21 protein-coding genes are annotated in these 24,529 nt (G+C 66.0%); 13 read left to right on the top strand and 8 right to left on the bottom strand.

The genetic code is table 11. The features are described 5' to 3' along the window. Nucleotides 1-86: 86 nt before the first annotated feature. Together V6M89_RS13640 and V6M89_RS13635 are read right to left on the bottom strand one after the other, a co-directional pair. Nucleotides 87-2,120, bottom strand: a complete 2,034-nt coding sequence (locus tag V6M89_RS13640) for a glycoside hydrolase family 97 protein (protein ID WP_332853676.1) — start codon at nt 2,118-2,120, stop codon at nt 87-89. Between the two features lie 156 nt (nt 2,121-2,276). Next, nucleotides 2,277-2,807, bottom strand: coding sequence for a DUF2939 domain-containing protein (locus V6M89_RS13635; RefSeq protein ID WP_332853675.1), 531 nt, complete (start codon nt 2,805-2,807; stop codon nt 2,277-2,279). Between the two features lie 152 nt (nt 2,808-2,959). On the opposite strand from V6M89_RS13635, the gene V6M89_RS13630 reads away from it, so the two are divergent. Beyond that, on the top strand, nt 2,960-3,706 hold the full coding sequence (locus V6M89_RS13630) for an ABC transporter ATP-binding protein (RefSeq protein ID WP_332853674.1): 747 nt from the start codon (nt 2,960-2,962) through the stop codon (nt 3,704-3,706). Next, nucleotides 3,699-6,110: an ABC transporter permease gene (locus V6M89_RS13625; RefSeq protein ID WP_332853673.1), complete on the top strand. Its 2,412-nt coding sequence runs from the start codon at nt 3,699-3,701 to the stop codon at nt 6,108-6,110. Before V6M89_RS13630 ends, V6M89_RS13625 begins: the two co-directional genes overlap by 8 nt. 133 nt (nt 6,111-6,243) lie before the next feature. Here the strand turns inward: V6M89_RS13625 and V6M89_RS13620 are convergent, their stop codons facing one another. Together V6M89_RS13620 and V6M89_RS13615 are read right to left on the bottom strand one after the other, a co-directional pair. After that, entirely contained in the window at nt 6,244-6,480 is a 237-nt protein-coding gene (locus tag V6M89_RS13620; RefSeq protein WP_332853672.1) for a hypothetical protein, read from the bottom strand. A 101-nt stretch (nt 6,481-6,581) separates the two neighbouring features. Further along, nucleotides 6,582-7,289, bottom strand: a complete 708-nt coding sequence (locus tag V6M89_RS13615; protein WP_332853671.1) for a substrate-binding periplasmic protein — start codon at nt 7,287-7,289, stop codon at nt 6,582-6,584. 232 nt (nt 7,290-7,521) lie between these two features. On the opposite strand from V6M89_RS13615, the gene V6M89_RS13610 reads away from it, so the two are divergent. Then, nucleotides 7,522-7,845, top strand: coding sequence for an energy transducer TonB (locus V6M89_RS13610; RefSeq protein WP_332853670.1), 324 nt, complete (start codon nt 7,522-7,524; stop codon nt 7,843-7,845). Nucleotides 7,846-7,849: 4 nt separating this feature from the next. Here the strand turns inward: V6M89_RS13610 and V6M89_RS13605 are convergent, their stop codons facing one another. From V6M89_RS13605 to V6M89_RS13595, 3 genes are read right to left on the bottom strand one after another with little or no spacing between them, the layout of a single operon-like run. Then, on the bottom strand, nt 7,850-8,434 hold the full coding sequence (locus tag V6M89_RS13605; RefSeq protein ID WP_332853669.1) for a TadE/TadG family type IV pilus assembly protein: 585 nt from the start codon (nt 8,432-8,434) through the stop codon (nt 7,850-7,852). After that, on the bottom strand, nt 8,421-8,885 hold the full coding sequence (locus V6M89_RS13600) for a TadE family protein (protein ID WP_332853668.1): 465 nt from the start codon (nt 8,883-8,885) through the stop codon (nt 8,421-8,423). The genes V6M89_RS13605 and V6M89_RS13600 overlap by 14 nt, the downstream gene beginning before the upstream one ends. Continuing rightward, nucleotides 8,882-10,345 (bottom strand): pilus assembly protein TadG-related protein, encoded by a 1,464-nt coding sequence (locus V6M89_RS13595; RefSeq protein WP_332853667.1) that lies wholly within the window; start codon nt 10,343-10,345, stop codon nt 8,882-8,884. The genes V6M89_RS13600 and V6M89_RS13595 overlap by 4 nt, the downstream gene beginning before the upstream one ends. Nucleotides 10,346-10,524: 179 nt before the next feature. Between V6M89_RS13595 and V6M89_RS13590 the strand changes: the two genes are divergently transcribed. The 9 genes from V6M89_RS13590 (at nt 10,525) to V6M89_RS13550 (ending at nt 23,083) form a co-directional block, all read left to right on the top strand. Next, complete coding sequence (locus tag V6M89_RS13590; RefSeq protein WP_332853666.1) at nt 10,525-10,896, top strand: VOC family protein; 372 nt, start codon at nt 10,525-10,527, stop codon at nt 10,894-10,896. Between the two features lie 249 nt (nt 10,897-11,145). Beyond that, complete coding sequence (locus V6M89_RS13585) at nt 11,146-12,411, top strand: ABC transporter substrate-binding protein (RefSeq protein WP_332853665.1); 1,266 nt, start codon at nt 11,146-11,148, stop codon at nt 12,409-12,411. A 119-nt stretch (nt 12,412-12,530) separates the two neighbouring features. Next, nucleotides 12,531-13,547, top strand: a complete 1,017-nt coding sequence (locus V6M89_RS13580) for a LacI family DNA-binding transcriptional regulator (protein WP_332853664.1) — start codon at nt 12,531-12,533, stop codon at nt 13,545-13,547. Between the two features lie 76 nt (nt 13,548-13,623). Beyond that, nucleotides 13,624-14,943, top strand: coding sequence for a glycoside hydrolase family 5 protein (locus tag V6M89_RS13575; protein WP_332853663.1), 1,320 nt, complete (start codon nt 13,624-13,626; stop codon nt 14,941-14,943). A 10-nt stretch (nt 14,944-14,953) separates the two neighbouring features. Continuing rightward, a complete protein-coding gene (locus tag V6M89_RS13570; RefSeq protein ID WP_332853662.1) occupies nt 14,954-16,318 on the top strand; it encodes a GH1 family beta-glucosidase in 1,365 nt (454 codons plus the stop codon). A 99-nt stretch (nt 16,319-16,417) separates the two neighbouring features. Then, nucleotides 16,418-18,946, top strand: coding sequence for a glycoside hydrolase family 3 protein (locus tag V6M89_RS13565; RefSeq protein ID WP_332853661.1), 2,529 nt, complete (start codon nt 16,418-16,420; stop codon nt 18,944-18,946). A gap of 21 nt (nt 18,947-18,967) precedes the next feature. After that, the gene (locus tag V6M89_RS13560; protein WP_332853660.1) at nt 18,968-20,260 is read left to right on the top strand and encodes a sugar MFS transporter; all 1,293 of its coding nucleotides are present in this window, start codon (nt 18,968-18,970) and stop codon (nt 20,258-20,260) included. Nucleotides 20,261-20,437: 177 nt separating this feature from the next. Then, nucleotides 20,438-22,009, top strand: coding sequence for an oleate hydratase (locus V6M89_RS13555; RefSeq protein WP_442881973.1), 1,572 nt, complete (start codon nt 20,438-20,440; stop codon nt 22,007-22,009). 39 nt (nt 22,010-22,048) lie between these two features. Next, the gene (locus V6M89_RS13550) at nt 22,049-23,083 is read left to right on the top strand and encodes a hypothetical protein (RefSeq protein ID WP_332853658.1); all 1,035 of its coding nucleotides are present in this window, start codon (nt 22,049-22,051) and stop codon (nt 23,081-23,083) included. Here the strand turns inward: V6M89_RS13550 and V6M89_RS13545 are convergent. Continuing rightward, nucleotides 23,075-23,518 (bottom strand): hypothetical protein, encoded by a 444-nt coding sequence (locus V6M89_RS13545; protein WP_332853657.1) that lies wholly within the window; start codon nt 23,516-23,518, stop codon nt 23,075-23,077. The two genes, V6M89_RS13550 and V6M89_RS13545, sit on opposite strands and share 9 nt — an antisense overlap. Nucleotides 23,519-23,838: 320 nt before the next feature. Here V6M89_RS13545 and V6M89_RS13540 point away from each other — a divergent pair, with 320 nt between their 5' ends. Beyond that, nucleotides 23,839-24,462, top strand: coding sequence for a 2OG-Fe(II) oxygenase (locus V6M89_RS13540; RefSeq protein ID WP_332853655.1), 624 nt, complete (start codon nt 23,839-23,841; stop codon nt 24,460-24,462). Nucleotides 24,463-24,529: the final 67 nt, after the last annotated feature.

Raw genomic sequence — 24,529 nt, 5'->3', positions numbered from 1 at the left:
ATTTGAAGCCTGCGGCGGCGAGGCAAGGGCGGCGCGGGCCGCAGAGTTTAGTGCGGTTTTAGTAAACACCGCTTTAGTCGAACAACTTAGTCGAGCGCCTTGAAGCGGATCGCGGCGCCGCCGCCGGCCGCCAGCCATAGCGTCATCGTCTGGTCGCGCTGCGCGGCCTTCTTTTCGATGACGATGGCGTAGGGATTGGTTTCCCAGTGCGCGTCCGGGCCGTCGCGGTAGATCTCGGCCTGGTAGCGCTGGCCCGGCGCCAGGAAGTCGAGCTTGAGATCGAGCTTGCGCGCCGTTTCGTTGGTCAGCGCGCCGAGGAACCAGTCGCGCCCACCGCGCTGCTGGCGGGCGATGGCCACGAACTGTCCCACTTCGCCGGCGATGGCGCGGCTCTCTTCCCAGTCGGCCGGAACGTCGACGATGAACTGGAAGGCGTCGCGGCGCGCCTCGTAGTTTTCGGGCAGGTCGGCCGCCATCTGGATCGGGCTATACAGCACCACGTACAGCGACAGTTCCTTGGCCAACGTGGAGCGCACGCGGTTCTCCGATTGCTCGCCGTTCGGCTTGAGGTTGAAGATGCCGGGCGTGTAGTCGAACGGGCCGGACAGCATGCGGGTAAAGGGCAGCAGCGCCGTGTGCTCGGGCGGATTGGGCGGATAGCCCCAGGCGTTGTACTCCTGGCCGCGCGCGCCTTCGCGCGTGAGCCAGTTGGGATAGGTGCGGCGCAGGCCGGTGTCCTTGATCGGCTCGTGGGTGTCGATGCTGATGTGGCGCTTGGCCGCCGCCACCACGGAATGCAGGTATTCGCCGGCCATGTACTGGCCGTCGTGCCATTCGTAGCGGGTGACGCCTTCCGCATCCACGCGCTTGATGCGCGCGTTGTCGGTGACGTAGCCGGTCTTTACCTGCGTGACGTTGTGGTCGCGGTAGTAGTCGAGAGCGCCGTCCATCTGGCCGGCGTAGTGCGATACCGCGCCGGAGGTCTCGTGATGGCCGATCAGGCCGACGCCCAGCTTCTTGCCGTAGGCGGCGATCTGGCGCATGTCGAAATCCGGGTAGGGTTCGGTGAAGCTGAAGCGGTCGCCGTTGTCCTGCCATTCGCCGTCCCAACCGACGTTCCAGCCTTCCACCAGCACGCCGGAGAAACCGTACTTGGCGGCGAAGTCCATATAGCGCTTGGTCTCCGCCGTCGTCGCGCCGTGCTTGGGACCCGAGGCCCAGGTCTTCTGCCACAGGTGCATGGCCCACCAGATGCCGACATATTTGCCCGGCTTGACCCAGGAGACGTCGCCCAGTTTGTTCGGCTCATTGAGGTTGAGGATCAGGTCCGAGTTCAGCAAGCCTTTGGCGTCGGGCGATACCTGCACGGTGCGCCACGGTGTCTTGAACGCGCCACGGGTCTTGACGCGGCTGCCGTCGTACCACGGCGTGAGGTCGGCCTTGAACACGCCGTCATGTTGCTGGTTCAGCGTCATCGATGCGTAGTCGGTCAGCGCGGCTTCGTGGATGGACAGGTGCACGCCGGACGGCAAGCGCAGTGTGAACGGCGTTTCCACGTGCGGCGCGTCTTTCAGCAGCGTGGAGCGGTACAGGTATTCCAGGCCGCGCCAGGCGCGCGCCGGGATCCACCAGGCGCGTGTCTTGTCGGCCTCGGGAATCTGGAACTCGGTGGTTTCGTCGACGATCTCGATCTCGCCCGGCATGCCTGGCTGCTCGGGCACTTCGTAGCGGAAGCCTATGCCGTCATTGAACACCCGGAAGCGCACCGTGAATTTGCTGCGCGCGTCGAGCGCGCGCGCAAAGTCGACGCGCAGCTCGTTGTGCTGGTCGCGCACCAGCTTGCGCTCGCCCCAGGGCTGGGTCCAGGTGGTGTCGGCCTCGTCGCTGGCCGTGGCGGTGATGGTGTAGCCTTCGCCAAACGACGCGCCGCGCTTGAACACCATGCCCAGGTGGGAGGGCGTGATGACCGGCACGCCGCGATAGCTGACGCGATAGGTCGGGGTGGCGCGGTCGTCGCTGACGCTGACCACCAGCGCGCCATCGGGCGAACTGACGCTGGTGTCGCGAGCTTGGGCGAGGGGGGCGGCCAAGGCCAGTAGCAGGAGATGGGCAGGTTTCATTGTTGGGTTTTGAGAGCCGTTGGTTGGCTATTCTCACCCACCCGGGCGACAAAACTCGAGAAACGCATGCCGGTATGGCGCAGTTTAGGAAAGATTACTAAAAACGGCCCGGTCGCGTCTGCGAGCGGGCCGTTCTGGGACTCTGTTTGGAGTCGACTACCTTTTCCATGCGTCGGCGGGTATTTCAATGGAGGTCAGCTTCCAGTTCCATAGCCCGAACCGGCGCAGCGTCAGCGCGCCTTCGGAACCATCGGTGTCGGCGCGCTGCAGGATCACCTTGCTCCAGCCTTTGAACGACAATTTATAGTTCGGCTTTTCGCTGGCAGCGGACGGGCCGGCGGCGGTATCGGACGCCGTCGAAGAGCGTTGCATCAGCGCGATCAGCCCGGCGGGCGAGACCAGCGTATCGATCATCGGTCCGACCATGGCCGCGCCCAGCGCCTGGCCGACGCCGGCGAACGGGTTGGACTTCAATTCCGGCGTATCCATCGCCGCCATCATGCCGCCCATGACCTGGCCTTTCAGGTTTTCCCGCAGGGCAGGGAAGTCGACATGATCGGAGATGGCGTCCGCGTCGCGTTCGGCGACGGCGGTTCGAATTTGATACAGGGCGATGTAGGGCGAGCCGAAGGTGATGACCAGGGCGATCGTGACAACCGCAACGGCGCTGAGCGTTAGTTTTTTCAAGTGGGTTCCGGGTTTCGGCAGGGGCGTGCCGTGGCGCGGCTTGATTATATGTTGATGTTGGTAACTTTACAAATCTTCACGCGGCGGAGATAAAGCGGCAATCCCCCGTCGATTTAATGGCTGCTGTGCTATTCAACCGACGGGAACCAACCATGACAGCATCCGCAGCGGCGCGACCCTTGATGGTCTTGCGCGATTTGAGCAAGCGTTACGACAGCAGCGCCGGCAGCCTGATGGCGCTGGACGGCATCAACCTGGAGGTGCAGGCCGGCGAGTTCGTCGCCGTGGTCGGCAAATCCGGCAGCGGCAAATCGACTTTGCTGAACCTGGCCAGCGGCATCGACACGCCGTCTTCCGGCGAAGTCTGTATAGACGGCGCCGCCGTGCACGGCATGCGGCAATCGGAGCTGGCGCGCTGGCGCGGCCGCCACCTCGGCATCGTGTTCCAGTTCTTCCAGCTGCTGCCGACGCTGACCGTGGCCGAAAACGTGATGCTGCCGATGGACTTTTGCGCCACCTATCCCGCGCGCCAGCGGCGTGCGCGCGCGCTGGCCTTGCTGGAGCAGCTCGATATCGGCGCGCAGGCCGACAAGCTGCCGTCGGCGCTGTCCGGCGGCCAGCAGCAGCGCGCCGCGATCGCCCGCGCGCTGGCCAACGACGCGCCCATCCTGGTGGCCGACGAACCGACCGGCAATCTCGATAGCGACACCACGCGCCAGATCATGCAGCTGTTCGCCGGCCTGGTCGAACAGGGCAAGACGGTGCTGATGGTGACGCACGAACGCGACTTCAGCGAGTACTTCACGCGCGTCGTCACGCTGGCCGACGGCAGGATCTGCGCGCCGCGCGACGGCGTTGTGGGCATCGACCATACCGCCAACCGGGTGCGGCATGCTTAGCCCGCGCTGGCGCAAGCTGTTGCGCGACGTCGCGCTCACGCCGGGCCGCGTGGCCCTGACGGTGCTGGCGATGGCGGCCGGGGTGTGCGGGCTGGCCACCATGTTGAGCAGCTACACCATCCTCAGTCGCGAGACCACCCGCAACTACCTCGACACCAATCCGCCGTCGGCCACGCTGCAACTGGAACGCATCGACGCGCCGCTGCTGGCGGCGATACGCGCCTTCCCCGGCATCGCGCAGGCGCAGGCCAGCGGCACGGTCGGCGTCACCCTGGCGGGCGAGGGCCAGGGCGCGGCGCTGCCGTTGACCATCTTCGTGGTGGACGACTTCAACCAGCTGCGCATCAACACCGTGTATCGGGAGCAGGGCGCATGGCCGCCGCCGGATGGATCGCTGCTGCTGGAGCGCGAGGCGCTGCGCCTGATCGGTGCGCGCATCGGCCAGCGCATCGCCGTCGGCACCGGCCACGGCGCGCCGCAAACGCTGCAGATCTCCGGCACCGTGCACGACCCGTCCTTGCCGCCGGCCAGCCGTGGCCAGACCGTGTACGCCTATGCCACGCCGGCCACCGTGGCCGCGCTGGGACTGGACGGAAGCCTGCGGCAGCTGAAGCTGACCGTCAGCGAGCAGCCCATGAATGTCGACGCCATCGAGGCGACCGTGGCGCGGCTGGCGGTCTGGCTGCGGCAGAACGGGCATGCGGTGGAGCGCATCCGGATTCCGCCGCCGGGCGAGCATCCGCATCAAAAGGTCATGAGTTCCATCCTGGCGATGCTGCTGGTGTTCAGCGGCGTGGCGTTGCTGCTGTCGGCGGTGCTGGCGGCCACGGTGGTGGGCGGCATGCTGCAACAGCAGCGGCGCCAGATCGGCGTGATGAAGACCATCGGCGCGCGGCGCTCGCAGATCGCCGGCCTGTATCTGACGCTGGTGCTGGCATTGGCCGGCGTCGCCACGGCGCTCGGCATGGCGGCCGGGCTGGCGGCGGGGCGCGCGTTCTCGCGCGTGGTGCTGAACCAGCTCCTCAACTTCATCATGCATAGCGGCGCGGTGCCGCACTGGTGCTATCTGCTGATGATCGCGGCCGGCGTGCTGCTGCCGCTGGCGATCGCTGCGGTGCCGATCGCGCAAGCCAGCGCGGCGACGGTGCAGGCGACGATCAGCGACAGCGGCAGCCATGGCCAGCGCTTTGCCGCGCCGGCGGCGTGGCTGGACCGGTTGCCGCTGGTCGACCGCAGCCTGCTGCTGGCGCTGCGCAACAGCCTGCGCCGGCGCGGCCGCCTGCTGCTGACCTTGGGCTTGCTGGCGCTGGCCGGCGCCATGTTCATGAGCAGCCTGAATATACGGGCCGCATCCGCGCGGCACCTGGTGGTCGCGGCGGCGGAGCGCCACTACGACATCGAAACCACGCTGGCCCGTCCGGCGCCGGTCGCGCAGGTCAGCCAGTTGCTGGCGGCGCTGCCGTCGGTCGCGCGGGTCGAGGCGTGGGAGCGCAGCAGCGTGGCCCGCCAGCGCGCCGACGGCCTGGAGATCGAGCGTGTCTACCCGGACGGCGCGCACGGCACGCTGGCGGTGCAGGCGGTGCCGGAGCAGAACGCCACGCTGAAGCTGGAGATGCTGGCCGGCCAGTGGCTGGGCGCAGGCCAGCCGGACGAGGTGGTGTTGAACAGCGCCGCGCTGGAGTTCTTCCCGCAGGCGCGGGTCGGCGGCAGCGTCGGCATCGCCGGCCATGGCCGCGCGCTGACGCTGCGGGTGGCTGGTATCGCGCGCCAGGACATGACGGCGGCCACGGTGTTCGTCTCGGCGCCGACCTATGCGCGCATGGCGGGACGCCCGGGGCAGGCATCGAGCTATCGCATCGTGCTGCGCGCGCACGACGAAGCGGCGATCGATGCGGCGGCGCGCGAGATCGGCCGCACGCTGGCCGCCGCCGGCATCGACGTCCGCATGAACCTGACGGAGACCATGCTGCGCAAGGAGGTCGATGGCCATTTCGATTTGCTGATCGCGGCCATGCTGTTCATCGCCTTGCTGATGGCGGCGGTCGGCCTGTTCGGGCTGGGTTCGGCGATGGGCAGCAACGTGGCCGAGCGCGGGCGCGAGTTCGGCATCATGCGCAGCATCGGCGCCAGTTCCGCCGTGGTGCTGCGCAATGTGTTGTGCGAGGGTGTGCTGGTGGCGGCGATGAGCGTGCCGCTGGCCTTCGCGCTGTCGCTGCCGCTGTCGGCGGCGATCGGCGCCTATCTGGGCGAACTGCTGTTCGGGTTGGCGTTTCCGTTGACGGTGTCGAGCGCCGGCGCCCTGGCCTGGACGGCGCTGGTGCTGCTGGGCGCCTTGCTGGCGAGCGGTTTGCCGGCATGGGCGGCATCGCGTCTCAGCATTCAGCTTTCTCTTGCCAGTCTTTGAAAGGAAATGTGATGAAAAAATCCACGGTGGTTGCGGCGCTGCTGGTCGCCGCTTGCGTCGGCCTGTATGTCGGCGCGCAGTATCTCGATCTGGTCGGCCTGTTCAAGCGCATGCACGGCATGTGAGCGCGGCCTCAGGCCGGCCTTGTCGGCAGCGCCTGCCGGCGCGCGATCAGGTGGCGGTCCATCAATAACTGGAAACGGGGGGCGCCGAGATGGATCAGGCGCTGGTCGGTATATTCCTGATGCTTCAAGAAATAGTCCGATTCCAGTACCGTCAGGCCGATGAGTGTTTCGTTGCCGAACTCGTCGACGGCGAGGGCGCCGACGATGACGAGGAAGGCGCGGCCACGGCTGGACAGATTGAGCATAGCGCGCTCTCCTATTGTTCTTGATCAAAAGAAGAGTGTAAGCGGCGGCGGCCGGTATTCGGTTCGGACTTGGCTTGCAAGCTTGTAGGACCAGGCCTTCCCTACGATCCGGCCGCGACCCGCTGCTGTATGTTTTCGATAACCTTGTCGGCGCGCATCTGGCGCAGCACGGCGGCCAGCTGCGGCACCAGCGCTTCGTGGCTCTTGTGCAGGTAGTGGTAGACCGGGAAGGCGGCCAGCGGTGGCGCCAGCACCGCCACGTCGTCCAGCTTCAGTTGCTTGATCACCGCCATGCCGGACAGGCGGTTGCCGACCACCAGGTCGGTGCGTCCCACCATCATTTTCTGGAAGGCCTGGGTCATGGTCGGCACGGCCTCGGTCTTCATGCCGATGGTGTTCTCCTGCACGATCTTGATGCCGCGCACGTGGCCGATGGTGTAGGGCTTGAGGCTGTCCCAGCCGTTGAGGATGAAACTGGTGCCGTGCGTGAAGACCACGATCTCGTAGGTCAGCAGCGGCACCGGCACGATGACCAGGTTGCCGTAGGTGCGGTCCATGCCCAGCTTGCGATACAGCTCGCCGTCCATGCGGCCTTCGTTGGCGTAGATCAGGGTGCGCTCGCCCGGCAGGCGGTGCACTTCGAGCTTGTAGCCCAGCCGGGTGTAGGCTTCGCGCAGCACCAGCTCGGCGATGTCCGTGGCGGGATCGTCGCCGACCAGGGTGGAGACGTTGATCACGGGCTTCGCGGGCGCCGCCATGGCGGGCAGCCAGGGCAACAATGCCAGTCGTATCAAGGAGCGGCGCTTCATTTGCGGGTGCTTTCTGCGTGGATCGTCATGAAGCCATCTCATCAGCATATACGCTGGCGAGTCGCTATGCCAATACTATCGTGTCGTTCAAAGTTTTGCGGAAAAGCAACACTCTGGGCGCCCGCCATCGACAGGCTGGCGTGCTCAAGCGTAGGATCGAAGTGCGCGCGGCGGCGATCCCGTCGCTGGCGGCAACCAGGGTTCATCCCGTCACCCACCATAAGGAACACCCATGAAACGTTATGCCATTGCTGCGCTCAGTCTGTTGTCGGTCACGTTGCCGGCGCTTGCCGCCGACAAGATGGCGACGCTCGACTCCAAGGTTCCCTGCGTGATCGAGTATCCCAAGGCCTCGCTGATGAACGAAGAGAAGGGCACGGTCGTGCTGAGCCTGAAGCTGTCGGCCGACGGCAAGGTGCAGGAGTCGAAGGTGAGCAAGTCGAGCGGCTTCAAGAACCTCGACAAGGCGGCCTCGACCAGCATCACCAAGTGCAAATTCCTGTCGCCGGGCGGGGATCAATGGCAAACCCTCGAGTACGTGTGGAAGCTGGAATAAGCCGCTAGGGACACATCGGGCTGCCGGCCTGCAGGCCCAGCGACTCGGCGCGGGCGATCGCGGTCGCGGTCGGCAGCGTGGCGGACAGGCTGAACAAGGGCATGATGGTCTGGTAGCTCACCGGGTCGCAGCTGTTGCCGTTCGGCGCGCACAGCCGCGCGCGCACGAAGCGGATGCAGCCGGCGCCGTTCGGGTCGGCGATGCAGTTCAGGCGCGCGCGCGCCACGCAGGCCGGCAGGCTGCCGGTCGGGATGGGCGTGAGCGTCAGGTCGCCGTTGCCGGCGCGCGCCAGCGACAGGTAGTCGATGCGGATGTGGGCGTCGGTGACCGGCTGGCCCAGCGTCAGCATGCCGGGGCCGTCGCGCAGCAGCGCGGTCTGGCGCACCTGGTCCATCACGGCCGGGTTGCTGAAGTCGCTCACGGCGGCCAGCGCCGCGGCGCGCCGCGTCACCTCCTGCAGGGTATTCAACAAGTACATCGCGCGCGCCACTTCCATGACGGCGAACAGCAGCGTGAAAAACAGCAGCGACAGCAGGCTGAATTCGATCGTGATCGCGCCGCGCGCGCCTGGGGGCTTAGTTGCCGACATAATGCATCGATACCGGCACCACCAGCGGCATGCCGCTGGTTCCCACCAGATTGTAGGAGTAGTAGGGAAACACGTCGTCCTCCAGCACGGTGCTGATTTGCACCGTGATGACCGTGGGCAGGAGCAGGCCGGTGCACTGGGCGCCGTCGCAGCTGATGCTGACGGCCGGCGCGCTGCTGCCGGCGTGGGTCCCCTCCAGCTCGGCCGCGGCGATGGCGCGCGCGGCGGCCACCACGGCGGCGGTGCGCGCCGGCGTGCGCAGCTCGAGCGCGGTGCAGGACGACAGGTAGCGCGCGGCGTCGTGGGCGGCGCGGTGCATGATCTGGTAGTGGTATAGCGCGCGCCCGAGAAACAGCGGCAGCGCCAGCAGCAGCACAAAGGTCGGCAGGATCAGCGCCATTTCCACGGCGGCGATGCCGCGCGGCCGGCGGGGCGCGTTGGGACGGCTCATGGCAGCAGCTCGACGGCGCCGCCCAGCGCCTGGTCCGGCAGCGCGCCGGCGAACTCGGCGTGCAAGCTGGTGGCGGTGGCGGGCGTCGTCATGAAGAAGCGTCCCACCGCCAGCACGGTGGCGCTGACGGTGCCGCCGGCCGCCACCGGGCAGGCCAGCAGCGCCACGTGCAGCACGCGGCGCTGGCGCCAGCCGGGCTGGTTGGCGGCGGACGGCGCCTGGAAGTTGGCGCCCACCACCGCCTGGTACGGCGTGCTGGCCGGGTAGCCGCTGGCGACCGGCACGCCGGGCGCATACAGCGCGGCCCAGTTGGCGGCGCTGAAGGTGGCGTAGCCGCCGGCCGGCTCGGCCGCGCCGGGCACGTAGGACGCGTACTGCGCCGCCTTGGCGTAGGACCACAGCGGGCCGTAGTCGGCGCTCAGCGTGCCGGCCGGCGAGGGCAGCGGATCGGCCACGGTCCACAGCTTGCCGCTGGCGGCGTCGGCGAACTGCTTGGCGCCCTGGCCGTTGCGCGCCGTGCTCATCCACGGGATCGTCGTGTAGACATAGGACTTGACGTTGGTGTCGGGCGGCGCGCCGTTGGGCGAGCAGGCGCCGCCGGCGTACTGGTCGAAGCGCGAATTGAGCTGCGGGTACTGGGTGGCCAGCGGGAAGTTGCGGCTGACCGTGATGGCGCCGCCCTGCAGGCGCGGGATCTGCAGCGTGCCGGCGCACACATACGGCGCGAGCACGCTGTCGGCGGTGTTGCCGGCGCTGCCGACGCTGCCGGGCGGCGACAGCGGGTCGATGGCGTAGTGCTGCGGCGCCAGGCCGTTCGGATTCAGTTGCATCAGGTCGTAGCCGACGCCGCGCCGGTAGCCGTACTCCACCAGCTCGTTGAGCGCCGGCGGGCCGGGATTGAGGCGGGCCGCGGCCGGCGTGTTGGACAGCGCGCACACCGCCAGCGGCGTGGCGGCGATGGTCAGGCGGCCGGCCACCGCCTGCGCCGAGGTGCTGACCGAGTTCAAGCCGCTCGACAGCAGACGGATGAACACGGTTTGCACCTGGCCGTAGGCGGCGTTGAGCGGGTCGCTTTTGACGCGCGCGTACAGCAGGCCGTCCGGCGCGGCCTGGGCGGCGGCGGCGCCGAGCCAGACGCCGGCCGCGTCCGGCGTGGCGCTGAAGCTGAGGGCGGCGCTGGACCAGGCGATCGGCGACTGGCCGAACTGGTAGCGCACGCCGGCGGCGGCGTCGGCGGCTTTGCCCAGCGCGCTGGCGACGCCGGCGGCAGTGCCGTTCAGCTCGCGCGCGGCGGCCAGCGCGGTGGTGTCGGCCAGCAGTTGCAGCTCGGCCTTGCGGGTGTACAGCTGGCCGAGGTCGAGCGCCATGCCCACCAGCAGCAGCATGCCGACCACGGCCGCGCCAAACATCAGGGCGAGGGCGCCGCGCTGCCGGCGCGGCCAACGGCTTAGGGTGTCCATGCGCGGCCTCCTGGGTGTCGATACCGCTACAGTCTATCCACTCGGAAACATTCGCCTTTGATCGACGACAAGCGCGATGCTCCTGACAGAAACTGTCACAGCCTGCCGTTAGCATTCTGTTCATGCGGCGCCGGCACAGCGCGCCGCGACCACCCTTATCAACCACCAGGAGAACCACCATGATCAGCCCTAACTTTGTCCTGCTGTACGTCGACGATCCGGTCGCCAGCGCCACCTACTACGCCGATCTGCTGGGCCAGCAGCCGGTGGACGTCGCCCCGACCTTCGCGCTGTTCGCGCTGGCGTCCGGCCTGAAGCTGGGCCTGTGGGCGCGCGACGGGGTCGAGCCGAAGGCGCTGGCGTCCGGCGGCGGCGGCGAGCTGTGCATCAGCGTCGGCGACCGCACCGTGGTCAACGACATGCACGCCGACTGGTCGGCGCGCGGCGTGACCATCGCCCAGCGCCCGGTGGCGCTGGACTTCGGCTACACCTTCGTCGCCGTCGACCGCGACGGCCACCGCCTGCGCGTGTTCGTGCCGGAAGGCGCGTAAGCGCGGCGGCAGCCGGCCCGGCGCCGGCTGCCGCAATTGTCGGTTGACACCCAAAAACAATGGGTGATATATTCGTCCGCATCAATTGGTAACGTTTCCAAAGCTTGTTGCATGTACCGTGTCTCTTCGGTCGCGAAGTTGCCGGCGCCCCGGATGGCGCCGGTTTTTTTGCCCGGGACGGCGGCAACGGCTAAGATCGCACACCAGACCAACACCGCGCCGGGGCACATCGGCGGACAAGGAGACAGGATGACTAAGCACCGTAGGGGCGGCATGGCCATGTCGCTGCTGGCCGCGCTGGCAGGGGCCCTGGCCGCCGGCGGCGCCAGCCACGCGGCCGCGCCGGCCGCCGCGCCGCGCGCCGAAGTGATGCACTGGTGGACCTCCAGCAGCGAGTCGGCCGCCGTGCGCAAATTCGCCGAAGCCTACCGCGCCGCCGGCGGCGTCTGGGTCGACACCGCCGTGGCCGGCGCCGACCAGGCCAAGGCGGTGGCGATCAACCGCATCGTCGGCGGCAACCCGCCCACCGCCGCCCAGTTCAACACCACCAAGCAGTTCCGCGACCTGATCGACCAGGGCTCGCTCAACAACGTCGACGACATCGCCGCGCGCGACCACTGGGACCAGCTGATGCCGGCGCCGATGCTGGACGTGATCCGCGTCAAGGGCCATTACTACGCGCTGCCGGTCGACATCCACATGTCGACCTGGATCTGGTATTCCAAGGCGGCGTTCAGGAAGGCCGGCATCGTCAAGGAGCCGGCCACGCCGGACGAGCTGTTCGCCGCGCTCGACAAGCTGAAGGCGGCCGGCGTAGTCGGCCTGGCGCACGGCGGCCAGCCGTGGCAGGAAAACATCCTGTTCCAGGCCATGCTGGCCAATGTCGGCGGCAAGCAGTTGTACCTGCAGGTGCTGCGTGACCGCGATCCCAAGGCGCTCAACTCGGAAGCGTTCAAGCAGGTGCTGGTGGCCTTCAAGCGCCTGCAAGGCTACGTCGACGCCGGCTCGCCCAACCGCAACTGGAACGACGCCACCGCCATGCTGATCAGCGGCAAGGCCGGGGTGCAGATCATGGGCGACTGGGCCAAGGGCGAGTTCGCCGCCGCCAAACAGACCGCCGGCAAGGACTACGGCTGCATCGCCGGCCTGGGGCCGGCCGTGCCCTACCTGATCCAGGGCGACGCCTTCGTGTTCCCGAAAACGTCCAACGCCGACGCCGTCAAGGCGCAGAAGCTGCTGGCCACCACCATGCTGGCGCCGGCCGCGCAGCTGGAGTTCAGCAAGCTCAAGGGCTCGCTGCCGGTGCGCAGCGATATCGACGTGTCGTCGATGGACGCCTGCGCCCAGGCCGGCATGGCGATCATGAAGGACAAGGCGCGCCCGCTGGGCATGATCGAGGTCTACCTGACGCCCGACCAGAACGGCGCGCTGCAGGACGTGCTGACGGCGTTCTGGAACACCCGCATGCCGGTGGAGAAGGCGCAGAAGAGCATCGCCGCGGCGCTGCGCGATTAGCCGGATAAGGACCAATGCAATACCGGGCGCAGGCGGCCCGGCAAGCCGGTGCCGGCGTGCTTGTCACCGCCGGGCGCGATGGGGTATGCTTGCCGCCGACTGAACGGATAAGGGAAGCTGTGGCAACCATCAAAGACGTAGCCCGCCTGGCGGGAGTAGGGCTGGGCACAGCGTCGCGCGTGATCAGCGGCAAGGGTTCGGTATCGCAGGCGACGCTGGAAAAAGTGCGCAAGGCGATCGAGGAGCTGGAGTTCCGGCCGTCGCACGCGGCGCGCTCGCTGTTGTCGGGCAGTTCGCAGATGATAGGGGTGTACATCCCCTACCTGAGCGGGACGTTCTACACGCCGATCCTGCAGTCGATCTACACGGCGCTGCGGGCCAGCGGCTTGAACATGGTGGTGGCCTTCGGCGTCGGCGAGGGCGACGCGCGGCAGCAGGCGATCGAGGGCGTCAACTTCCTGATCGAACGCGGCAGCGACGGCTTGATCGTGATGAGCAATTCGCTGGAGGACGAGGATTTTGTGGCGCTGGGGCCGTTCCAGTCGCGGGTGGCGGTGATCAACCATGCCTTCGCCAGCATCGCCGAGCAGTGCTTCACCGTCGACCACGAGGCCGGCGGACGGCTGGCGGCGCGCACCTTGCTGGAACTGGGCCATCGCCGGATCGCGGTGATCGCGGGCCGCGCCAGCGCGCCGGACAACCAGCAGCGCATCGCCGGTTTCATGGCGGAACTGGCGGCGGCGGGCATAGACCCGGCGTCGGTGTGGATGGAGGACGGCCAGTTTTCGCCAGAGGGCGGCTGGGCTTGCGCCGAGCAGCTGATGGCGTCGGGTTATGAATTTACGGCGGTGTTTTGCGCCAACGATGAGATGGCGGTGGGGGCCTTGTCCTGCTTCCAGCAGGCGGGGGTGGCGGTGCCGGAGCAGGTCTCGGTGCTGGGATACGACGACACGCACAGCGCGGAATTCACCGCGCCGCGCCTGAGCAGCGTGCATATCCCGTGGAGCGAGATGACCTTGAACGGCCTGAACTTCCTGCTCAACCGCTGCTACGAGTTGAAGCGGCCGGTCGAGCGTGCCTACAGCGTGCACGTGACGCAGCGCGCATCATTGGCGCAGGCTCCTGAACAGCCGTAAAGAATGAGGGTGTGCGCCGGTCGCACGCTCTTTTTTTGTAGTATATTGGAAACGATTCCACACATGGAGGCGCTGGATGGTCACAACACGATTGCTGAGCACCGCCTGGCTGGCGACAGTCTTGCTGGGCGCGGCTGCAGCTCAGGCGCAAACCCCGGCGCCGGCCGCGCCGTCCGTGCTGCCCATGCTGCACACGGAAGGCACGCGCTGGCTGGCGGCCGACGGCAGCGCGCCGGCGCTGCGCGGCGTCAACCTGGGCAACTACCTGATCCAGGAATTCTGGATGATGGGCCAGGGCAGCGCCGGCATCGATGACCAGTGCAAGCTGGAGGCGGTGCTGGACAAACGCTTCGGCTACGCCGAGCGCGAGCGCCTGTATGCGCTGTACCGCGACAACTGGATCACCGCGCGCGACTGGGACATGCTGCCCAAGCTGAGGCTGAACCTGGTGCGCCTGCCCTTCATCTACAGCGTGCTGGAAGACGAAAAGCATCCGCGCCAGCTGCGCGCCGACGCCTGGCGCTACCTCGACAACGCCATAGCTGAAGCCGAGAAACGCGGCATCTACGTGATCCTCGACCTGCACGGCGCGGTCGGCTCGCAGGGCTGGGAGCACCACAGCGGCTGCGCCGGCAAGAACCAGTACTGGGACACGCCGGAGTACCAGGCCCGCACCATCTGGCTGTGGCAGCAGATCGCCGCGCGCTACAAGGACCGTGGCGCGGTGGCCGGCTACAGCATCCTCAACGAACCGTGGGGCACGACGCCGGAAAACCTGGCCGTCGTCATGGGCACGCTGTACCGCGAGATCCGCAAGATCGATCCCAACCACGTCATCATCCTGCCGGGCCACAGCAAGGGCATAGACGCCTACGGCAAACCGTCCGAGCATGGACAGGTCAACGTGGCGTTCGAGATGCATCCCTATCCCGGCCACTTCGGCTGGGGCAAGCCGGGCGTCGCCGTGCATCGCGACTGGCTGCAATGCGGCCATGGCGCCGATGCCGGCAAGGGCGGCGTCTGCGCGTGGAAGGCGCAGCAGCAAAAGCTGGACACCGCCTACTTCATCGGCGAGTTCCAGCCGTGGGCCGCGATGGGGCCGGAGCTGGGCGGCCAGGTCACGCGCGCCAGCTACGACAGCTACGTCGCCAACGGCTGGGCATCGACCGCCTGGGCCTACAAGCTGCTGTCCAACCAGGGCGGGCAGGGCAAGGGCACCTGGGGCATGGTGACCAACTCGCCCGGCGCCCGCATCCCCAAGCTGGACTTCAACAAAGCCTCGCTGGCGGAGATCGAAAACCTGTTCCGCCTGTTCGGCAGCGTGCCTTACGAACCGCAGCAAACCGTCATCAAATGGATGAACGCCACCGTACCGCCTACTCCCTTCGCACAATAAAACTAAAACCATGACCATGATTCTTACCGACCTGCCTACGGCGATCCAGCGTTCCGACTTTGCCAGCGACTTCCTGTGGGGCGTGTCGACATCGGCCTATCAAATCGAGGGCGCGGCCGCCGAGGATGGCCGCGTGCCGTCGATCTGGGACACCTTCAGCGAAACCCCGGGCAAGGTGCGCGACGGCTCCACCGGCGCCGTGGCCTGCGACCACTATCACCGCTGGGAGGAGGACCTGGACCTGGCCCAATCGATGGGCCTGAACTCCTACCGCTTCTCGATCGCCTGGCCGCGCATCTTCAACGGCGTCGACGCCGAGCCGAACGCCAAGGGACTGGCGTTCTATTCGAAGCTGGTGGACGGCATGCTGGCGCGCGGCCTGCAACCGTGGTGCACGCTGTACCACTGGGACCTGCCGCAGTACCTGGAAGACCAGGGCGGCTGGGCCAACCGCGCCACGATCGACGCCTTCCTGCACTACGCCGATGTGATCAGCAAGCACCTGGGCGACCGCGTGCAGCACTGGATCACGCACAACGAGCCGTGGTGCACGGCCATGCACGGCAACTGGGACGGCATGCACGCGCCGGGCAACAAGAGCCTGCCGCTGGCGCTGCAGGTGTGCCACAACGTGCTGGTGTCGCACGGCCTGGCGGTGCCGCTGATACGCGCCAACGTGCCGGGCGCCAAGGTCGGCATCGCCCTGAGCCTGCACCCGGTCAAGGCCGCCAGCGACAGCGCTGCTGATCAAGAGGCCGTGCAGCGCCACGATGTGCTGCGCAACCGCTGGTTCCTCGACTCGCTGTATGGACGCGGCTATCCCGAGCTGGCGCTGCAACTGGTGGGCCGGGACGCGCCGCAGGTGCTGCCGGGCGATATGGAGGCCATCGCCGCGACTATGGACTTCCTCGGCGTGAACTACTACTTCCCCGAGGTGGTGAAGGACGCGCCGGAGCAGTATCCGCTGCGTACCTCGATCATTTATCCGCAGGATCGCCAGCGCACCGACTTCGGTTGGGAGGTGTCGCCGCAAGGCCTGGTCGAGTTGCTGGAGCGCGTGGCGCGCGACTATCCGACCGGTGATCTGTACGTGACCGAAAACGGTTCGTCCTACGACGATCACCTGGGCGCGGACGGCGCCGTCAACGACACGGCGCGGCGCGATTACCTGATCCGCCACCTGGCCGCCGTGCGCGACGCCATCGCCGCCGGCGGCAACATCAAAGGCTATTTCGCCTGGAGCCTGCTGGACAACTTCGAATGGGCGGAAGGCTATCTGCGCCGCTTCGGCCTGACCTACATCGACTACCCGACGCAGCGCCGCATCCTCAAGCAAAGCGGCCAATGGTACAGCGGCTTTTTGCGCGACGAGTGATTGTCGTTCCCGCGGAGGCGGGAACCCATGCTGACTATGGACTCCCGCTTTCGCGGGAGCGACGAGATAACAATATCAACAACGGAGACAAGTACACGAATGAAGACCAATAACTACATCATGCGCCGCGCCGTGCTGGCCGCCACGCTGGCGCTGGGCGGCGCCATTGCCACCGCCGCCGCGCCGGCCGCCAAGCCGCTGGCCGATTGGCCGCACATCACCAGCGCCGTCAAGCAGGACTCTGGCATGGAGGCGCGCATCGCGCAGATCGTCGCCGGCATGACGCTGGCGCAAAAGATCGGCCAGATGACGCAGCCGGAAATCAAATTCAGCACGCCGGACGACATCCGCAAGTACTACATCGGCTCGGTGCTCAACGGCGGCGGCAGCTGGCCGGACGGGAACAAGCACGCCAGCGCGGCCGACTGGGTCAAGCTGGCCGACGCCTACTACGACGCTTCGATGGGCACCGACATGAAGGTGCGGATCCCGGTCATCTGGGGCATCGACGCCATGCACGGCAACAGCAATATGTACGGCGCCACGCTGTTCCCGCATAACATAGGCCTGGGCGCCGCGCGCGACGCCAAGCTGATAGGCCAGATGGCCAAGTCGGTCGCCAAGGCGGTGCGCGCCACGGGCATTGACTGGGTGTTCGCGCCGACGCTGGCCGTGGTGCGCGACGACCGCTGGGGACGCACCTACGAATCCTTCTCCGAAGATCCGGCCATCGTCAAGGACTACGCCGGCGCCTACGTCAAGGGCCTGCAGGGCGACCTGAAATCGGACAACACCGTGGTCGCCACCGCCAAGCACTTCATCGGCGACGGCGGCACGGCCGAGGGCAAGGACCGCGGCGAGAACCAGGCGACGATGTCGGACATGATCAACATCCACGCCCAGGGCTACTACCCGGCGCTGCAGGCTGGCGTGCAGACGGTGATGGCGTCCTTCAACAGCTGGAGCGACGTCAAGGGCGGCACCGACCACGGCAAGATGCACGGCAGTAAAGAGCTGCTGACCGACGCGCTGAAAACCAAGATGGGCTTCGACGGCCTGGTGGTCAGCGACTGGAACGCCATCGCCGAAGTGCCGGGCTGCGCCAACGACAGCTGCGCCGCCTCGATCAACGCCGGCGTCGACATGGTGATGGTGCCGGAACACTGGAAGGCCTTCATCGCCAACACCATCGCGCAGGTGGAGAAGGGTGAGATCCCGATGTCGCGCATCGACGACGCCGTCACCCGCATCCTGCGCGTGAAGCTGCGCGCCGGCCTGTTCGACGGCAAGAAGCCGTCGCAGAACATCTACGCCGGCAAGCAGGAACTGCTGCAGGAGCGCGCGCTGGCGCGCCAGGCGGTGCGCGAATCGCTGGTGCTGTTGAAGAACAACGGCGGCGTGCTGCCGCTGGCGCGCGGCAAGAAGATCCTGGTGGTCGGCAAGAGCGCCGACAGCATGGCCAACCAGTCGGGCGGCTGGTCGCTGACCTGGCAGGGCACCGACAACAAGAATAGCGACTACCCGGTCAGCGATACCATCCTGGCCGGCATCCAGGACGCCGCCGGCAAGGACAACGTCACCTTCAGCGAAAACGCCGCCGGCGTCGACGTCGGCAAGTTCGACGCCGTCATCGCCGTCATCGGCGAGACGCCGTATGCGGAAGGCGACGGCGACATCGGCCCATCGGGCACGCTGCGCCTGTCCGGCCGCCATCCCGAGGACCTGGCGGTATTGCAGGCGGTATCGGGCAAGGGCAAGCCGGTGGTGACGGTGCTGGTGACCGGCCGTCCGCTGTTCGTCAACGACCTGCTCAACCTGTCGGACAGTTTTGTCTCGGCCTGGCTGCCGGGCACCGAAGGCAAGGGCGTCTCCGATGTGCTGTTCCGCAAAGCCGACGGCAAGGTCAATGTGGACTTCCACGGCAAGCTGTCGTTCTCGTGGCCTAAGTCGGCCTGCCAGTCGCCGCTGAACGTTGGCGACGCGGCCTACGATCCGCTGTTCAAGTACGGTTACGGCATGACCTATGCAAGCAAGGGCGCCTTGCAGCTGCTGGACGCCAGCTATCCGGCCGGCGGCTGCGGCAAGACCAGTGCGGTGCCGGTGTACGCGCCGGCCGACCGTTCGACCTATGCGCTGTATGTCCACAGCGGCGGCCAGCGCGTGGCCTTGGGCGCGGACCTGAACGCCGTCTTCAAGCTGCCGACCGTCACCGTCGAAACCGCGCAGATCAACACCCAGCAGGACGCCAAGCGCCTTACCTGGACCGGCGCCGCCAAGCTGGAAGCGCAAGCGGCCAAGGCGCACAAGCTGCCGGCCTTCGCGTCGACCGACGGCGCGCTGCAATTTGATGCTATCGTGTCGGCTGCGCCGCAGGGCAAGGTCAGCGTCGGCATCGAAACGGTGGAGCTGGACGCCAGCGCCGTGTTCCAGCGTTTGGCGGGAAAGGGCAAGCAGACGGTTAAAATCCCGTTGGCCTGCTTCAGCGCCAAAGGACTGTCGCTGGCGGCACTGAGCACGCCGTTCAGCGTGGCCGCCGATGCGCCGTTCGCCGCGACCTTCGCCAACATCCAGATCGTTGGCGGCGCCGCCAAAGACAAGGATGCGCTGGCGTGCGGCGACTTTAAATAAAAATCAGGAGACTATCAAAGCATGGAACAATATTCCCCAGCCGTCCCGATGTCGGGCGGCCAGACTCAGACCGGTGGCAATACCGGTCCGCTGATCATCGTCACCATCCTGTTCTTCATGTGGGGTCTGTTGACCTCCCTGAACGACGTGCTGATCCCGCACCTGAAGGCGGTCTACACGCTGACCTATGTACAGGCGATGCTGGTGCAGTTCTGCTTCTTTGGCGCCTACTTCATCGTCTCGTTGCCGGCCGGTATGCTGATTAAAAAAATCGGCTACCAGAACGGCGCCGTCGCCGGCCTGACCATCGCGGCCGCCGGTTGCGCCTTGTTCTACCCGGCGGCGACCAGCGGCTACACGTTGTTCCTGATCGCCTTCTTCGTGCTGGCGGGCGGTATCACCATCCTGCAGGTGGCGGCCAATCCTTACGTGACGGTGCTGGGCGATTCGCAGACGGCATCGAGCCGCCTGACGCTGACCCAGGCCTTCAATTCGCTGGGCACCACCGTGGCGCCTACGCTGGGCGGTATGTTGATCCTGGCCGGCGGCGTGATGAGCTCCGCCGACATGGCCAAGCTGACCACCGAGCAGCTGGCGGCCTACCATACGACCCAGGCGGCCAGCGTGCAAGGCCCTTACCTGGTGCTGGCGGCGGCCTTGCTGGCGCTGGCGGTGCTGTTCGCGCTGGCGCGCCTGCCGAAGATCGTCGACGCCGAACAGGCTGGCGGCGAGAGCGCCGGCTGGTCGGCGGTGCTGCAACACCGTCACCTGGTGCTGGGTGCGGTGGCGATCTTCCTGTACGTGGGCGGTGAAGTCAGTATCGGCAGCTTCCTGATCAACTTCATCGGCGATGCGAAAGTGGCCGGCCTGTCGACTGCCGACGCGGCGCCTTTCGTCAGCTACTACTGGGGCGGCGCGATGGTGGGGCGCTTCATCGGCTTCGCCGTGATGCGCTACGTCAGCCCGGGCAAGGCGCTGGCCTTCAACTCGGCGGCTGTGATCGCGCTGGTGCTGATCGCGATCTTCACCGGCGGCAAGCTGGCGATGTGGGCGATGCTGGCGGTCGGCCTGTTCAACTCCATCATGTTCCCGACCATCTTCTCGATGGCGCTGAACAAGCTGGGTCCACTGACCGGCCAGGGTTCGGGCGTGCTGTGCATGGCCATCGTCGGCGGCGCGCTGGTGCCGTTCGCACAAGGCCTGCTGGCCGACACCGTCAGCCTGCAGATGTCCTTCCTGGTCCCAGCGGCCTGTTACACCTTCATCCTGTACTTCGGCCTGAAATACGCCGGCATGTATTCGGCAGAAAAATAAGGCGGCGCCAGTCTCCTTGTCGAAGGCTCCTTGCGGGGAGCCTTTTTTAATTGGCCCGATATATTTTTGAATTTTTGATCTGGCGCATGGATATGGTGCTTTGGCGTAACGTGCGGCATTTTTAACAAGACAACCCCCACTATCATGGCAACTTATTCTCACGAGAAGGGCACTGCCATGAGCAATACCATCAAAGCATATCTGGTCGGCGGCGGCATCGGTTCGCTGTCGGCGGCCGCCTTCATGATCCGCGACGGCGGCGTTGAAGGCCGCAACATCACCATCTTCGAAGCGATGCCGCTGGCCGGCGGCAGCCTCGATGGCGGCGGCAACGCGGACAGCGGCTACACGCTGCGCGGCGGCCGCATGCTCACCACCGACAACTACGAATGCACCTGGGAGCTGTTCAAGAGCATCCCCTCGCTGGAACACGAAGGCCAGAGCGTCTACGACGAAACCGTGGCCTTCAACGCCATGCACAAATCGCACTCGCAGGCCCGCCTGGTCGACCGCAACCGCTTCCGCGTTGACGTGACGTCGATGGGCTTCAGCATGCAGGACCGCACCGACCTGCTGGCGCTGGCCGAAGCCGACGAAGAAAAACTGGGCAACAGCGCCATCACCGACTGGCTGTCGCCGGAATTCTTCGACACCAAATTCTGGTATATGTGGGCCACCACCTTCGCCTTCCAGCCGTGGCACAGCGCGGTGGAGTTCAAGCGCTACCTGCACCGCTTCATGATGGAGTTCTCGCGCATCGAAACGCTGGCCGGCGTCAAGCGCACGGTCTACAACCAGTACGATTCGCTGGTGCGTCCTTTGCAGCACTGGCTGCAACAGCAGGGCGTACAGATCGTCCGCAACTGCAAGGTCGACGACATCGAGCTGCTGGAGGAGGGTGGCACGCTGACCGCGACGGCATTGCAATGCACCCGCAACGGCGAGGCCATGACCATCGCCGTAGCCCCGCACGACCTGGTGTTCTTCCAGAACGGTTCGATGACCGACGCTTCCAGCTTCGGCAGCATGCGCAACGCGCCGCCCAAGCTGGACAAGCGCGACAGCCAGGGCTGGGCCCTGTGGGAAAAGCTGGCGGTGGACCGTCCGCAGTTCGGCAATCCGGCCGCCTTCAATTCCAGCATTCCGGAATCGTGGTGGGAGTCGTTCACGGTCACCTTGAAAGACCCGGCCTTCTTCGACAAGATGGAGCAATTCAGCGGCAACGTGGCCGGCACCGGCGGGCTGGTGACGTTCAAGGATTCGAACTGGCTGATGTCGATCGTGCTAGCCCACCAGCCGCACTTCGCCGGCCAGCCGGAAGGCGTGCAGGTGTTCTGGGGCTACTCGCTGCACCCCGACCGCATCGGCAATTTCGTCGCCAAGCCCATGGCCGATTGCAGCGGCGAAGAGATCCTGCGCGAATTGTGCGGCCATCTGAATTTCGACATGGAGATCATGGCCAAGGCGAACTGCATCCCATGCCGCATGCCCTACATTACCAGCATGTTCATGCCGCGCTTTAAGAGCGACCGTCCGCTGCCGGTGCCTGCCAACTCGCGCAACCTGGCCTTTGTCAGCCAGTTCGTCGAGGTGCCGGAGGACGTGGTGTTCACCGTCGAATACTCGGTGCGGGCGGCGCAGATGGCGGTGTACCAGCTGCTCGACATCAAGCGCGAAGTGCCGCCCGTCAGCCATCACGACCAGTCGCTGAAAGTGAAACTGGACGCGCTCGTGAAAGCTTTTAAATAGACGGCTATACTCTCCGTGTCCACCACACGGGGAGTGTCCATGATTGCAGGCATAGGAAGAAAACACTGGTTCGCGCTGATCGTCTTGCTGACCATGTCGGCGCACTACCTCTACTTCCGCGTGCCATTCATCGCCAACGACTACGGCCGCAACATGGTCGACTGGCCTTTGCTGGGCGATTTGCTGGTGAGCTTCCCGCTGCTGTACTACTTCATGTTTCGCCCGTCGTGGAAGGTGTTCCTGCTCAAGTGGCTGGTGTTTGCGATGGCCGGATTCGCCTTCGGCAGCCTGATTATCCCCAACGGCAGCAAGGACCTGTGGCGCGACATCGAGCGGCTTTGGCCGCTGCTGGCGGTGGTGCAGGGCGCATTGGAGCTGTTCCTGCTGGTGTATATGGTGCGGCGGATCAAGGCGCTGATGCGCCTGGGCGGCAACGCCGACGAAGCGCTGGCGACCGCCATCCACGGCCGCTTCGCCGGCACCGGCTTCGCGCCGTTTGCCTTGTTCGAGGCGCGGATCTGGTACTACGGCTTGTTCATGCGGCGCGGCGAGCAGTTGCGCTTCGCCGGCCAGCAGCACTTCAGCTACGACAAGAACGACGGCAACGTCTCCAACCAGTTCGCGCTGATCATGGTGATGCTGTTCGAAATGCCGCTGTCGCACCTGATGCTGCACCTGGTGGCGGTACAGCCGGTGTTCGCATGGGTGCTCGATGTACTCAGCGTGTGGTCGGTGCTGTATCTGGTGGCGGAGTACCGGGCCAGCCAGTGGCGGCCGGTGTCGCTGGACGAGAAGGCGATATTGATACGCTACGGCGTGTTCGCGGCCGACCGTTCGGTGCCGTACCACCTGATCGAATCGGTGGCCCGCTGCGGCGATGACATCCGCCGCCAGCGCGGCCTGCTGCGCTACCGCCAGTTCGGCAGCATGAACGTGGAGCTGCGTCTGAAGGCAGGCAGCAAATTACTCAACGCCTTCGGCCGCACACAGTCCGTCGAGCGCATCTGCATCAGCCTCGACAAGCCCGACGCCTTTATCGACGCCGTGCGCGCCCGATTGGCGGAATCAGGCTAGAACACCCATCAGCTTTTGGATCGGACTCAGCTCAATCAGTGAGTCCGGCTCATCGATTTCCATGACGACGTCGTTATATGCCACCGCGCGTAGCGGTTCCACTTCGATAGTGTCGGAAAGGCGCGCTTCATCCAGCATTTGCTGGAGTATCGGCGTATCCAGTGTGTTGAGCTTTGCTAGTAGCGTGCCGTACTTGCGGACGTCCGCATCGTTGGCTGCGATTTTGTCGGCTGGTCGTATCGCCAGATTGAGACAACTGAAAACCGCAAACAGGCCCAGCAGCCAAGCGGATGGAATCAACATCTGGGCGGCCAATGCCGCGACCGCACTGCTGCCAGCCAGCAAGTTGAAAAAAGTCAGGATGGTTTGTATTCGGCGATAAAGGCGTGCGGTCCGTTGGTAAAGGCGCTGGGCGTAGCGAAGATTGAACCGCAACTCTTCCTTGTTCTCATTTATGACTACTTCCCTTTCCTCAAGGTGCCGGCATTGGCGGCTTGGCAGGGGCAGGCTTGCGTCGTTTGCGTTTGCGTTTGGGCGCCGGAAGTGGCGGCACGTGGGATTTTGGTTCGAGCAGTTTCATTGTATGCCTTACCGCGCCGCGGTGATGGGCGCACGATATCAATCATGCGACCCTTTTGCCGGCGCACACTGCGGTAAGTCAAAGTGTAGAACAGGCTGGCTGGGCGCTGCCGAACTGGGCATTCGATGTGCGCTACGGTGCATGGGTGGTACTATGGCCGCTCACTAGGAGTCCTATGCCCAATGAACTCCCCGCCAGCACCGATGGCCTGCATCAACTGACGCTCGATGGACTGGCCTTGCATGGCTGGTCGCAGCAGAACCTGTTTTTATCCCATGATTTGACGCTGGCCCTGGCCGCCGAATGCCGCGCCGGCGCGGCCGCTGGCGTGCTGGCGCTGGCCGCTGTCGGCCGCGGCGCCGCGCAGGCGGTGCGCAGCGACATACGCGGCGACCGCATCCTGTGGCTGGAAGCCGGCCAGTCCGCCGCCTGCGACAGTTATCTGTTGGTGATGGAAGCCTTGCGGCTGGCGCTGAACCGGGAATTCTTCCTGGGTCTCGACAGCTACGAAAGCCACTTCGCGCACTACGCCCCCGGCGCCGCCTATCACAAGCACCTGGACCGCTTTCGCGACGACGACTTGCGCACCGTCTCGGTAGTGATCTATCTGAACCCGGATTGGAAAGTGGAGCAGGGCGGCGCGCTGCGTGTGCATCCGCTGGACGCGCCCACCTGCGACATCGCGCCGATGGGCAGCCGGCTGGTGCTGTTCATGTCGGCCGACATGCCGCATGAAGTACTGCCGGCCACGCACGACCGCCTGTCGCTGGCCGGCTGGTTCCGCCGCCGGCCGCACTAAAAATCCGGGGTCAGGTCCGCCATTAGAGCATGAGTTCGGCTAATCAGCCGAGCTCATGCTCTAATGG

The sequence above is a fragment of the Duganella sp. S19_KUP01_CR8 genome, from assembly GCF_036688705.1.
GTDB lineage: Bacteria > Pseudomonadota > Gammaproteobacteria > Burkholderiales > Burkholderiaceae_D > Rugamonas.
The sequence above is the reverse complement of the archived record's forward strand: the minus strand, read 5'-3'. Positions and strand labels throughout refer to the sequence as shown.